At 71.6% G+C, this 14,296-nt stretch carries 1 protein-coding gene; it reads left to right on the top strand.

Annotated elements, in window-relative coordinates; translation table 11 throughout:
- Window positions 1-10: 10 nt before the first annotated feature.
- A complete protein-coding gene (locus JK364_RS03875; protein ID WP_201847493.1) occupies window positions 11-14,260 on the top strand; it encodes a type I polyketide synthase in 14,250 nt (4,749 codons plus the stop codon).
- Window positions 14,261-14,296: the final 36 nt, after the last annotated feature.

The raw sequence follows: 14,296 nt of genomic DNA, 5'->3' as shown, positions 1-14,296 counted from the left end.
GGAGCTACTGATGGCTACGTCCTCCGAGCGAGTCGTCGAAGCGCTGCGCGCTTCTTTGCGGGAAAACGACCGCCTCAAGCTACAGAATGAGCGCCTGGCCGCGGCATCGCGAGAGCCCATTGCCATTGTCGGGATGAGCTGTCGTTTTCCTGGGGGCGTGCAGTCTCCGGAGCAACTGTGGCAGCTCGTCGTCGATGGCGCCGACGTCATCTCCGGGTTTCCGACCAATCGCGGCTGGGACAACGAGGGGCTGTACCACCCGGACCCGGACAATCCGGGGACGAGTTACGCCCGAGAGGGCGGTTTCCTGCACGACGCCGACGAGTTCGACCCGCAGTTCTTCGGAATATCTCCCCGTGAGGCCGTGGCGACCGACCCGCAGCAGCGGCTGGTGCTGGAAGCGTCATGGGAGGCGTTCGAGCGAACCGGCATTGATCCGTCGTCGCTGCGCGGGAAGCCGGTCGGGGTTTTCGTCGGCACGAACGGTCAGGACTACTCGAGCCTTCTCGATGAGGCAGGTGCGCTCGAGGGCCATCTGACGGGCAGTGCGGTCAGCGTGGTGTCGGGGCGTATTTCCTACACCTTCGGCCTTGAGGGCCCCGCGGTGTCGGTGGACACGGCGTGTTCGGCGTCGCTGGTGGCGCTGCACATGGCCATCCAGGCGCTGCGTCAGGGCGAGTGTGAACTGGCGTTGGCCGGTGGTGTGTCGGTGATGACGACGCCGAGTCTGTTCGTGGAGTTCAGCCGGCTGCGGGGGCTCGCCCCCGACGGTCGGTGCAAGCCGTTCTCCGACGACGCGGATGGCACCGGGTGGGGCGAGGGTGTCGGCATGCTCCTGGTGGAGCGGTTGTCGGACGCGCGGAAGAACGGCCACCCGGTGCTGGCGGTGGTGCGTGGCAGCGCCATCAACCAGGACGGCGCGTCGAACGGTCTGACGGCGCCGAACGGTCCGTCGCAGCAGCGGGTGATCCGGCAGGCGCTCGCCCACGCGGGGCTGTCGGCGGCTGATGTGGACGCGGTGGAGGCGCACGGTACGGGTACGACGCTGGGTGACCCGATCGAGGCGCAGGCGCTGCTGGCGACGTACGGCCAGGATCGCACGGAGGACCAGCCGCTGTGGCTGGGTGCCATCAAGTCGAACATCGGTCATACGCAGGCCGCCGCGGGTGTGGCGGGTGTCATCAAGATGGTGATGGCGATGCGGCATGGCGTGTTGCCGAAGACGCTGCATGTGGGCGAGCCGTCGCGGCAGGTGGACTGGTCGGCTGGTGAGGTGCGGCTGCTGACCGAGACCACCGCGTGGCCGGAGACGGGCCGACCGCGCCGGGCGGGCATCTCCTCGTTCGGGGTGAGCGGGACCAACGCGCACACCATCATCGAGCAGGCTCCGGAAGCCGACCGTGATGGACGGACCGGGACGACGGCCCCCGAGGGGGACGAGGCCGAGCGGTCCGCTGTCCTGCCGTGGCTGCTGTCCGGCAAGAGCGCGGAGGCGCTCGCCGCCCAGGCCGGCCGGCTCCACGCCCACCTGAGCGCTCACTCGGAGCCGGCGCTGACGGATGTCGGCTTCTCCCTGGCCACGACCCGTTCGGCTTTCGAGCACCGGGCCGCCCTGGTCGCCGGGGACCGGGACGAGTTCCTCCGTGGCCTGAAGGCTCTGTCCACCGGTGAGAACGCGGCGCAGGTCGTTCAGGGCACGACACGGACAGAGGACACCCTCGCGTTCTTGTTCTCGGGTCAGGGCGCGCAGCGCCTGGGCATGGGCCGGGAGCTGTATGACGCCTTCCCGGTGTTCGCGAAGGCGCTGGACGAGGTGTGTGCGCATCTGGATATGGCGCTGGACCGGCCGCTGCGCGAGGTGATGTTCGCGGCGGAGGGCGGTGCGGATGCCGAGTTGCTGAACCAGACGGCGTTCACCCAGCCCGCGCTGTTCGCCATCGAGGTCGCGCTGTTCCGGCTGTTGGAGCATTTCGACGTCACCCCGGATGTGCTGATCGGCCACTCGGTGGGCGAGATCGCCGCGGCTCACGTGGCCGGGGTGTTCTCCCTGGAGGACGCCTGCACGCTGATCGCGGCCCGCGGCCGGCTGATGCAGGCGCTGCCCGAGGGCGGCGCCATGGTCGCCATCCAGGCGTCGGAGGAGGAGGTCGCTCCGTCGCTGGCCGGTCGTGCGGCCGAGGTGAGCATCGCCGCCGTCAACGGTCCGACCGCCGTGGTCATCGCGGGTGATGAGGGTGCGGCGCTGGAGATCGCCGGGCACTGGGCGGAGCAGGGCCGTAAGACCCGCCGGCTGCGGGTCAGCCACGCGTTCCACTCGCCCCGCATGGACGCCATGCTGGACGACTTCCGCAAGGTCGTCGAAGGGCTCTCGTTCGCCCCGCCCGCCATCGATCTGGTCTCCAATGTGACCGGCGCGGTGGCCTCGGACGACGAGGTGTGTTCGCCGGAGTACTGGGTGCGGCACGTACGGGAGGCCGTGCGCTTCCTGGACGGAGTGCGGGCACTCGGGGGACAGGGCGTGACCACCTTCCTGGAGGTGGGTCCCGACGGTGTGCTCTCGGCGATGGCCCAGGACTGCCTGACGGAAGGGGACGAGCCCGCCACGGCCCCCGTGATCGTGCCGGTGCTGCGCAAGGACCGTCCGGAGGCCGTGGCCCTGACCACGGCGCTGGCCCGGCTGCATGTTCACGGGTCCGCCGTCGACTGGCCGTCGGCCTTCGACGGTCTCGGGGCCCGCCGGGTCGACCTGCCGACCTACGCCTTCCAGCATCGGCGCTACTGGGTCGAGAAGTCCACCGATATGGCCGGTGCCGATGTCGGCATCCGCCACGAGGTGGATGCGCGGTTCTGGCAGGCCGTGGAGCGGGAGGACCTCGAATCGCTCGCGAGGACGCTGGACTTCGAGGACGAGGCGTCGCTGGGCGCGGTGCTGCCCGCTCTGTCGGCGTACTGGCGCAGCAGCCGCGATCAGTCGACGATCGACGGCTGGCGCTACCGGGTGTCGTGGAAGCCGCTTCCGGATGTGGCCGAGGGGTCGCTGTCGGGATCGTGGCTGGTGGTGGTTCCGGCGTCCCGTGCCGGGGACGAACTGGTCTCGGGGGTTGTCGCCGGGCTCGAGCGGCATGGTGCGGGTGTGGTGTCGCTCGTGCTGGACGAGCGGGACCTGGACGGCGGTGTGCTGGCGGGACGGCTGCGTGAGGTGGTCGGGCAGACGCCGGAGCTGAGTGGTGTGCTGTCGCTGCTCGCCCTGGACGAGGAGCCGAGTTCGGGGTATCCGGCGCTGTCGGGTGGTTATGCGCTGAGCCTGGTGCTGGCGCAGGCGATGGTCGAGGCGGATGTTCCGGCCCGGTTGTGGTGCGGTACGCATGGCGCGGTGTCGGTGGGGCGCTGGGATCGGCTGACCGGCGCGGTGCAGTCGCAGGTCTGGGGTCTGGGACGGGTCATGGCGCTGGAGCACCCCGCGGTGTGGGGCGGTCTGGTGGATCTGCCCGAGTCGCTGGATGAGCGCGGTGCGGCGCGGCTGGCCGGTGCCCTGTCCGCCGGGGACGGCGAGGACCAGGTCGCGGTCCGTGGCTCGGGGGTGTTCGCCAGGCGTCTGGTGCGGGCCGACGCGGGTGTGGGCGCGGAGCGGCCGTGGCGTGCGCGTGGCACGGTGCTGGTGACCGGCGGCACCGGCGCGCTGGGCGGCCAGGTGGCCGGTTGGCTGGCGCGCAGCGGCGCCGGGCATCTGGTGCTGACCAGCCGTCGCGGCCTTGACGCGCCGGGCGCTGCCGAACTGCGCGATGAGCTGGAGGCGCTGGGCGCGCGGGTGACCGTGGTGGCGTGTGATGCGGCGGACCGTGACGCGTTGGCCGCTGTCCTCGCTGACGTTCCGGAGGAGTTTCCGCTCAGTGCGGTGTTCCACGCGGCGGGTGTTGAGCAGGCGGCCGAGCTTTTGGGGATGAGCCTGGCGGACGCGGCGGCGGTGGTGTCGGGGAAGGCCACGGGGGCCGCGTACCTGGATGAGCTGCTGGGCGACCGTGAACTTGACGCGTTCGTGGTCTTCTCGTCGATCGCCGGTGTGTGGGGCAGTGGTGCCCAGGCCGCGTACGGTGCGGCGAACGCCTATCTGGACGCACTGGTGGAGGAGCGCCGGGCGCGGGGTCTCGCCGGTACGGCCGTGGCCTGGGGCCCCTGGGCCGAGGGCGGTATGGCGGCCGGCGACGAGGGCGGGCAACTGGCCCGCCGTGGCCTGATGAGCATGGCGCCCGGGCTGGCGATCGCCGCCTTGCAGGGCGCGATCGCGGGCGACGACGGTGTGGTGACGGTCGCGGATATGGACTGGGAGCGGTTCGCCCCCTCGTTCACCCTGGGACGGCCGAGCCCGTTGCTCGGTGACCTCCCCGAGGTCGCGAAGGTACTCGAGGCCGCGAGCGCGTCCGGCGGGGAGGGCGCTTCGGCGGGCCTGCGGGCGCGGTTGGCGGGGCTGACCGAGGCCGAGATCGACCGGACCCTGCTCGACCTGGTGCGTGGCAATGTGGCGGCGGTCCTCGGGTTCACCGGTGGGGAGGTGGTCGAGGCCGAGCGCGCGTTCAAGGAGCTGGGCTTCGACTCGCTGACGGCGATGGAGTTCCGTAACCGGCTGAACGCGGAGACCGGGCTGGCGCTGTCGGCGACGCTGGTCTTCGACTACCCGAACGCGTCGATTCTGGCGGACCACCTGCGTGCCGAGGTGCTGGGCACGCGGGGTGCGGTCGCCGGGCCGGTGGCGGTGGCGGCTCCGGTCGATGACGATCCGATCGCGATCGTCGGGATGAGCTGCCGCTTCCCGGGCGGGGTGCACAGCCCGGAGGACCTGTGGCAGCTGGTGGCCGGCGGTGGCGACGCCATCTCCGACTTCCCGTCCAACCGCGGGTGGGACGTGGACGGGATGTACGACCCGGACCCCGAGCGCTCGGGCACGTTCTACTCCCGCGAGGGCGGTTTCCTGCACGAGGCGGGCGAGTTCGACGCGGCGTTCTTCGGGATCTCGCCGCGTGAGGCGCTCGCCATCGATCCGCAGCAGCGGCTGCTGCTGGAGACGTCGTGGGAGGTGTTCGAGCGCGCCGGTATCGCTCCCACGTCCGTGCGCGGCAACCAGATCGGCGTGTTCGTGGGGGCCGCCACCTCGGGCTACGGATCCGGTGCCAACGAGATGGCCGAGGAGCTGGAAGGACAGCTGCTGACCGGTAACGCGACATCGGTCGTGTCCGGTCGTATCTCCTACACCCTGGGCCTCGAGGGGCCCGCGGTGACGATGGACACCGCGTGCTCGTCGTCGCTGGTCGCCCTGCACCAGGCCGCGCAGGCGCTGCGCCAGGGCGAGTGCGACATGGCGCTCGCCGGCGGTGTGACCGTGCTGGCCACGCCGGCGGCCTTCGTGGAGTTCAGCCGCCAGCGCGGCCTGGCTCCCAACGGCCGCTGCAAGCCGTTCGCGGACGCCGCGGACGGCACGGGCTGGTCCGAGGGTGTCGGCATGCTGCTGGTGGAGCGGCTGTCCGATGCCGAGCGCAACGGCCACCAGGTGCTGGCGATCGTGCGCGGCTCGGCGGTGAACCAGGATGGTGCGTCCAACGGTCTGACGGCGCCGAACGGCCCCTCGCAGCAGCGGGTCATCCGGCAGGCGCTGGCGAACGCCCGTCTGTCGGCCGCCGAGGTGGACACGGTGGAGGCCCACGGCACCGGCACCATGCTCGGCGACCCGATCGAGGCGCAGGCGCTGCTCGCGACGTACGGCCAGGAGCGGCCGGAGGGCCGTCCGCTGTGGCTGGGCGCGCTGAAGTCGAACATCGGTCATACGCAGGCCGCCGCCGGTGTCGCCGGGATCATCAAGATGGTGATGGCGATGCGGCACGGTGTGCTGCCGAAGATGCTGCATGTGGACGAGCCGTCGCGGCAGGTGGACTGGTCGGCGGGTGAGGTGCGGCTGCTGACGGAGGCCACCGAGTGGCCGGAGACGGGTCAGCCGCGCCGGGCCGGTGTGTCGGCGTTCGGTGTGAGCGGCACCAACGCGCACACCATCATCGAGCAGGCCCCGGTGTACGACGAGGCGGTGCGGGACGAGGCTCCCGCCGAGGACCACGGCGTCCTTCCCTGGGCGCTCTCCGGCCGGAGCCCGGAAGCCCTGCGCGCCCAGGCCGAACGGCTGAGGTCGCATCTGATGGAGCGCACCGGACTGGGCGCGCTGGATGTGGGCTACTCGCTGGTGGCGACGCGCTCGGTCCTCGAACACCGTGCGGTGGTCACGGGCGCGGATCGCGCCGAACTGCTTCGGGGGCTCGAGGCTGTCGCGGCCGGTGAGACCGCCCCGGGAGTGGTTCGGTCCGCCGCGCGTACGTCGGGTTCGACGGCGTTCCTGTTCTCGGGGCAGGGTGCGCAGCGCCTGGGCATGGGGCGGGAGTTGTACGAGGCGTTCCCGGTGTTCGCCCGTGCCCTGGACGAGGTGTGCGCACACCTGGACGTGGAGCTGGACCGCCCGCTGCGTGAGGTGATGTTCGCGGCCGAGGGCAGTGCGGACGCCGAGCTGTTGAACCAGACGGCGTTCACTCAGCCCGCGCTGTTCGCGGTCGAGGTGGCGCTGTTCCGGCTGCTGTCGGCGTGGGGTGTGTCCCCGGATGTGGTGATCGGTCACTCCATCGGTGAGATCGCGGCGGCGCATGTGGCGGGGGTGTTCTCGCTGGAGGACGCGTGCGCCCTGGTGGCGGCGCGTGGCCGGCTGATGCAGGCGCTGCCCGAGGGCGGTGCGATGGTGGCCGTCGAGGCGTCGGAGGAGGAGGTCGCTCCGTCGCTGGCCGGTCGTGCGGCCGAGGTGAGCATCGCGGCCGTCAACAGCCACGCCTCCGTGGTCATCGCCGGTGATGAGGGTGCGGTGCTGGAGATCGCCGGGCAGTGGGCGGAGCGGGGCCGTAAGACCCGCCGCCTCCGCGTCAGCCACGCGTTCCACTCGCCCCGCATGGACGCCATGCTGGACGACTTCCGCAAGGTCGTCGAGGGGCTGTCGTTCGCGCCGCCCTCGATCGCGCTGGTGTCCAATCTGACGGGCAAGTCGGCGGGCGCGGACGAGGTGTGCTCGCCGGAGTACTGGGTGCGGCACGTACGGGAGGCCGTGCGGTTCGCGGACGGAGTACGGGCACTCGAGACGCAGGGCGTGACCACCTTCCTGGAGGTGGGCCCCGACGGTGTGCTCTCGGCGATGGCGCGGGAGTGCCTGACGGCGGAGGAGGCTTCGGCCTCGGTCGTCGTGCCGGTGCTGCGCAAGGACCGCCCCGAGCCGCAGGCGCTGACGACGGCTCTGGCCGAACTCCACGTCCACGGCGTCACCGTCGACTGGGAACAGTTCTTCGCCGGACGCGGTGCGCGGAAGGCCGGACTGCCCACCTATGCCTTCCAGCGTCAGCGCTACTGGCTGGAGGACGGGGGCGGTGCGTCGGGCGGCTCCGCCGCCGCGGACAGCGTGGACGCCCGGTTCTGGGAAGCGGTTGAGCGCGAGGACCTGGAGGCTCTGGCCGAGGCGCTGGACGTCGACGGGGAGGGCTCGCTGGGCGAGCTGCTGCCCGCGCTGTCGTCGTACCGCCGTCAGCAGCGTGACCGGGCCACGGTCGACGGCTGGCGCTACCGCGTCTCCTGGAAGCCGGTCACGGACGCGGCGGCTGGATCGCTCTCGGGTACGTGGCTGCTCGCGGTGTCCGCCGGACTCGCGGACAGCGAGATCACCCTCACGATCACTCAGGGGCTGGAGAAGTACGGTGCCCGTGTGGTGCCGGTGGTGGTCGACGCCGGAGCGGACCGCGACGGGCTCGCCGAGGCGCTGCTGGGTGCGCTCGGTGATGAGTCCGAGGCGAGTGTGTTGTCACTGCTCGCGCTGGACGAGGAGCCGTGTGCCGGGGAGCCGGTGGTCGCGTCCGGACTCGCGCTGACCCTGCGTTTGGTGCAGGCCGCGGCGGGACTGGAGGTGGGCCTTCGGCTGTGGTGTGCCTCGCGGGGCGCGGTGTCGGTGGGGCGTTCCGACCGACTGGCGAGCGCCGCCCAGGCACAGGTGTGGGGCCTTGGCCGGGTCGCGGCGCTGGAGCACCCGCAGATCTGGGGTGGCCTCGTCGATCTGCCCGAGACGCTGGACGAGCGCGCGGTGGCGCGGCTGGCCGGTGTGCTCTCCACCGAGAGCGGCGAGGACGAGGCGGCGGTCCGCGGCTCCGGGGTGTTCGGCCGGCGGCTGGTGCGTGCGGCGTCGATGGCGGGCGGGGCATGGCGGCCGAGTGGCTCCGTGCTCATCACCGGCGGTATGGGCGCCCTGGGTGCGCATGTGGCGCGCTGGGCCGTGCGCGAGGGTGCCGAGCATGTGGTGCTGACCAGCCGTCGTGGTCTCGCGGCGGAGGGTGCCGCCGAGTTGAGGGCGGAGCTGGAAGGGCTCGGCGCCGAGGTGACGGTGGCGGCCTGTGACGCCGCCGACCGGGACGCGCTGGTCGAGGTGCTCGCGGGGATTCCCGACCGTTTCCCGTTGCGTGCTGTGGTGCACGCGGCCGGTGTGCTGGACGACGGTGTGCTGGACGGTCTGACCGTTGATCAGCTTGCCGGGGTGCTGGGGGCGAAGGTCGAGGGTGCGCGGCTGCTGCATGAGCTGACGGCGGACCTGGAACTGGACGCCTTCGTGCTGTTCTCGTCGTTCGCCGGTGTGATGGGCGGTGCGGGGCAGGGTGCCTACGCGGCGGCGAACGCGTATCTGGACGCGTTGGCGGTGCTGCGTCGTGGTGCCGGGCAGGCCGGTACGGCGGTCGCCTGGGGACCGTGGGCCGAGGCCGGTATGGCCGCGAGCGGTCGCGCCGGGGAGCGGATACGCGGTGGCGCGGTGGCCGCGATGGCCCCGGCGCTGGCGGTGGACGCGCTGAGCTGGGCCGTGGGCCAGGAGGAGGCATCGCTCGTCGTCGCGGACGTCGACTGGGAGCGGCTGGCCCCGTCGCTGGCCGGGGCGGGCGGCGGCGCTCTCGTCAGCGACATCCCCGAGGCGCACACGTACCTGGCCATGGGCAACGACGGTGTCGGCGCGGAGGCGGCCACATTCGCCGAGAAGCTCGCCGGACTGTCGGTGGCCGAGCGGAGCGCGGCCGTGCTGGAGCTGGTCCGCGGCCACGCGGCCTCGGTGCTCGGCCACGCCTCGGCGGAATCGATCGAGCCGGACCGGGCCTTCCGCGACCTCGGGTTCGACTCCCTCACGGCGGTCGAGCTGCGCAACCGGCTGGACCTCGACACCGGCCTTCGCCTCCCGGCGACGCTGGTCTTCGACTACCCGACCGCCGCCGAACTGGCCGGCTACCTGGACGCCGAGGCGTTCGGCACGGCCCAGCCGGCCCTCGACGCCACCGAGCCGAGCACGGTGGCCGTGGACCACGACCCCATCGCGATCGTGGCGATGAGCTGCCACTTCCCCGGGAACGTGTACACGCCGGAGGACCTGTGGCGGCTGGTCGCCGAGGGCGGCGACGCCATCTCCGGGTTCCCCGCCGACCGCGGCTGGGACCTCGACGGGCTGTACGACCCCGACCCCGAGCGGCTCGGCACGTCCTATGCGCGGGAAGGCGGCTTCCTCCACGGCGCCCCGGAGTTCGACGCCGGGTTCTTCGGGATCTCGCCGCGTGAGGCGCTCGCCATGGACCCGCAGCAGCGGCTGCTGCTCGAGACGTCGTGGGAGGCGTTCGAACGGGCCGGTATCGCCCCCGAGTCGCTGAAGGGCACCCGGGCGGGTGTGTTCGTCGGCACGAACGGCCAGGACTACGCCGGGCTGTGGATGGACGCTCAGGGCGATATGGAAGGCCACTTGGGAACGGGGAGCGCGGCCAGTGTGTTCTCGGGGCGTATCTCCTACACCTTCGGTCTCGAGGGCCCCGCGGTGACGGTGGACACCGCGTGCTCGTCGTCGCTGGTGGCGCTCCACATGGCCATGCAGGCGCTGCGTCAGGGCGAGTGTGACCTCGCCCTGGCCGGTGGTGTGTCGGTGATGTCGACGCCGGGCTCGTTCGTGGAGTTCAGCCGGCAGCGGGGGCTCGCCCCTGATGGCCGGTGCAAGCCGTTCGCGGACGCCGCGGACGGCACCGGCTGGTCCGAGGGCGTCGGCATGCTCCTCGTGGAGCGGCTGTCGGACGCGCGCAAGAACGGCCACCCGGTGCTGGCGATCGTCCGGGGCTCGGCGATCAACCAGGACGGCGCGTCGAACGGTCTGACGGCGCCCAACGGCCCGTCGCAGCAGCGGGTGATCCGGCAGGCGCTGGCGAGTGCCCGGCTGTCGGCGGCCGAGGTGGACGTGGTGGAGGCGCACGGTACGGGCACGTCGCTGGGTGACCCGATCGAGGCGCAGGCGCTGCTGGCCACCTACGGTCAGGGGCGGCCCGAGGGGCAGCCGCTGTGGCTGGGTGCCATCAAGTCCAACCTCGGTCATACGCAGGCGGCCGCCGGTGTCGCCGGGGTCATCAAGATGGTGATGGCCATGCGTGAGGGCGTGTTGCCGAAGATCCTTCACCTGGATGAGCCGTCCCGGGAGGTCGACTGGTCGGCGGGTGAGGTGCGTCCGCTGACGGAGGCCACCGCGTGGCCGGAGACGGGCCGGCCGCGCCGGGCGGGCGTCTCCTCGTTCGGTCTGAGCGGGACCAACGCCCACACCATCATCGAGCAGGCTCCGGCGGCCGAGGAGCCCGCGGCCGCGGACACCGTGGCGTCCGCTCCCGAGACGGCCGGAGCGACGGCCGTGGTGCCGTGGCTGGTCTCGGCCAAGAGCCAGGAGGCGTTGCGGGCACAGGCCGAGCGGCTCGCCGCGCATATGGCGGTCCGGGGCGACCTCGGCCTGCTGGACGTGGGGTACTCGCTCGCGTCCAGGTCGGTGTTCGAGCACCGTGCCGTGGTGGTCGGCGAGGACCGGGAGACCCTGCTGCGTGGTCTCGAGGCCGTGGCCGGACGCGGGATCGCCTCCGGAGTCGTCCAGGGGCAGGCCGTAACCGGTGGTAAGACGGCGTTCCTGTTCTCGGGTCAGGGTGCGCAGCGCCTGGGCATGGGGCGGGAGTTGTACGAGGCGTTCCCGGCGTTCGCCCGTGCCCTGGACGAGGTGTGCGCACACCTGGACGTGGAGCTGGACCGCCCGCTGCGTGAAGTGATGTTCGCGGCCGAGGGCAGTGCGGACGCCGAACTGCTGGACCAGACGGCGTTCACCCAGCCCGCGCTGTTCGCCATCGAGGTGGCGCTGTTCCGGCTGCTGGAGCACTGGGGCGTCACCCCGGATGTGGTGATCGGCCACTCCATCGGTGAGATCGCCGCCGCCCATGTGGCCGGGGTGTTCTCGCTGGAGGACGCGTGCACGCTGATCGCGGCGCGTGGCCGGCTGATGCAGGCACTGCCCGAGGGCGGCGCGATGGTGGCCATCCAGGCATCCGAGGAGGAGGTCGCCGCCTCACTCGCCGGCCGCGAACACGAGATGAGCATCGCCGCGGTCAACGGTCCGTCGGCAGTGGTGATCGCCGGCCATGCGGCCGGTGTCCAGGAGGTGGCGGACACATGGACGGCGAAGGGGGCAAAGACTAGGCGTTTGCGGGTCTCTCATGCGTTTCACTCTTGCCTCATGGACAGTATGTTGGACGCGTTCGGCCACGTGGTCCGTGAGGTCTCTTTTGAACCACCGACCATGGCGCTGGTGTCCAATGTCACCGGTGGGCTGGTATCGGAGGCGGAGACGTGTTCTCCGGATTATTGGGTTCGGCATGTGCGTGAGGCGGTCCGGTTCGCGGATGGGGTACGTTCGCTTGAGGCGTTGGGTGTGACCAGGTTCTTGGAAGTGGGTCCCGATGGTGTGCTCACCGCGATGGCTCAGGACTGCCTCGCGGAAAGTGCCGAAGACACTTCGGCGGCAATGCTGGCCCCTGTGCTGCGCAAGCAGCGGCCCGAAGCAGAGGCGTTGGTGACGGCGCTGGCCGAATTGCATGCGCACGGTGGCGCGGTGAACTGGGAATCGGTATTCGCGGACCGCGGCGCGGGCCATGTGCAGTTGCCCACATACGCGTTCCAGCGCGAGCGGTTCTGGCCGGAGACGTCCGCGGCCGGTGGCGGCCGGGATGCCGGTTCGACCGCCGCGGATTCGGTGGACGCGCGATTCTGGGAAGCGGTCGAGCGCGAGGATCTCGAAGCGCTTGCCGAGGCGCTCGATGTCGATGGCAACGCGCCGCTGAGCGCGGTCCTGCCCGCGCTGTCCGCGTATCACCGGAGCAACCGCGAGCAGTCGACGATCGACGGCTGGCGCTACCGGGTGTCGTGGAAGCCGGTCGCGGACGTGACCGGTGGGTCGTTGTCGGGGACGTGGCTGGCGGTGGTTCCGGCGTCGCGTGCCGGGGACGAACTGGTGGCAGGCGTTGTCTCCGGGCTCGAACGGCACGGCGCGGATGTGGTGTCGCTGGTGGTGGATGAGCACCACCTCGACGCCGCGGGCCTGGTGGCGCGGGTGCGTGCGGCGGTCGCCGATGCGCCCGAGCTGGGTGGCGTGTTGTCGCTGCTCGCTCTGGACGAGGAGCCCTGCCCCGCATACCCCGCGCTGTCCGGCGGCTTCGCTTCCACTCTGACGCTGGTGCAGGCGTTGGTGGAGGTGGGTGCCGAGGCCCCGCTGTGGTGTGCCTCGCGGGGCGCGGTGTCGGTGGGGCGTTCCGACCGGCTCGCCGGTGTGACGCAGTCGCAGGTGTGGGGTCTGGGCCGGGTCGTGGGGCTGGAGCACTCCGAGGTGTGGGGTGGTCTGGTCGATCTGCCCGAGGTGCTGGACGAGCGGGCCGTGGGCCGGTTGGTGGGTGTGCTGTCCGCCGAGAGCGATGAGGACCAGGTCGCCGTGCGCGGTTCCGGGGTGTTCGTCCGGCGCCTGGCGAGGGCCGGGGCCGGTGAGGGTGCGGAGCGGTCGTGGCGAGTCGGCGGTTCGGTGCTGGTGACCGGTGGTACGGGCGCGCTGGGCGCTCGGATCGCGCGGTGGGCGGTGGACCAGGGGGCCGAGCATCTGGTGCTGACGAGCCGTCGCGGTCCTGACGCGCCGGGGGCGGCCGAGCTGAGTGCGGAACTCGAGGCGCTGGGCGCCCGGGTGACCGTGGCTGCCTGTGATGTGGCCGACCGTGAGCAGCTCGCCGCGGTGCTGGACGCCGTTCCGGAGGAGTTCCCGCTGCGGGCCGTCTTCCACGCGGCGGGTGTGGAGCAGGCTGCCGAGCTGGCGGGGATGGGCCTGGCGGACGCGGCGTCGGTGGTGTCGGGGAAGGCGACGGGAGCCGGCCATCTGGACGCGCTGCTGGGCGACCGTGAGCTGGACGCGTTCGTGGTCTTCTCCTCGATCGCCGGTGTGTGGGGCAGTGGTGGCCAGGCCGCGTACGGTGCGGCCAACGCCTACCTGGACGCGCTGGTGGAGGACCGCCGCGCGCGGGGCCTCGCCGGTACCGCGGTGGCCTGGGGCCCCTGGGCCGAAGGCGGTATGGCGGCCGGCGACGGCGGCGACCAGCTGGCGCGTCGCGGCCTGCCCGCGATGGCGCCCGATCTGGCGATCGCCGCGCTGCAGGGAGCGGTCGCGGGTGACGACGGTGTGGTGACGGTCGCCGATGTGGACTGGGAGCGATTCGCCCCCGCGTTCACGATCGGGCGGCCCAGCCCGCTCCTCGGCGAACTGCCCGAGGTCGTATCGGCCCTGGAGCGGGCCCGCGCCGCCGAAGAGTCCCATGCGGAGGGCGGATCGCGCCTGAGGGAACGGCTTCTCGCGCTGGCCCCGGGCGAGCGGGAGCGCGCCGTTCTCGACCTGGTGCGCGGTCACGCCGCCGCGGTTCTCGGCTTCTCCGGTATGGAGGGTGTGGAATCCGACCGTGCCTTCAAGGAATTGGGATTCGACTCGCTCACGGCGGTAGAATTCCGAAACCGGCTGAACGCGGACACCGGGCTCCGGCTGCCGACCACGCTGGTCTTCGACTATCCCAACGCAAGGACTCTCGCGGAACATGTACGAGTGGGCGTACTGCCCGACGAAGGGACTTCTGCCACTCCGCTGATCGCGGATCTGGAAAAACTCGAGGCATCACTCTCCACGGCTGAGCCGGACAACGCCGAGCGAATGGCCATCGCATCCCGACTCCAAGTGCTCCTCGCCAAGCTGAACGGCGGCGAGGGCGGAGCGGCGGACGCTGAGAACATTACGCAGCGGCTTGACGACGCGTCGGACGACGATCTCTTCGATTTCATCGAAAATGAGCTCAGCTAAATGTGACCCGCCGAGGTGCAGTTCTCTGGCCTCCTT

It is taken from the genome of Streptomyces endocoffeicus, from assembly GCF_016741935.1.
Classification (GTDB): Bacteria; Actinomycetota; Actinomycetes; order Streptomycetales; family Streptomycetaceae; genus Streptomyces; species Streptomyces endocoffeicus.
This window is presented reverse-complemented; position numbering and strand designations above follow the sequence as displayed.

Coding starts and splice junctions, on each gene's coding strand:
- JK364_RS03875 (WP_201847493.1), top strand. CDS start 11: ATGGCTACGTCCTCCGAGCGAGTCGTCGAAGCGCTGCGCGCTTCTTTG.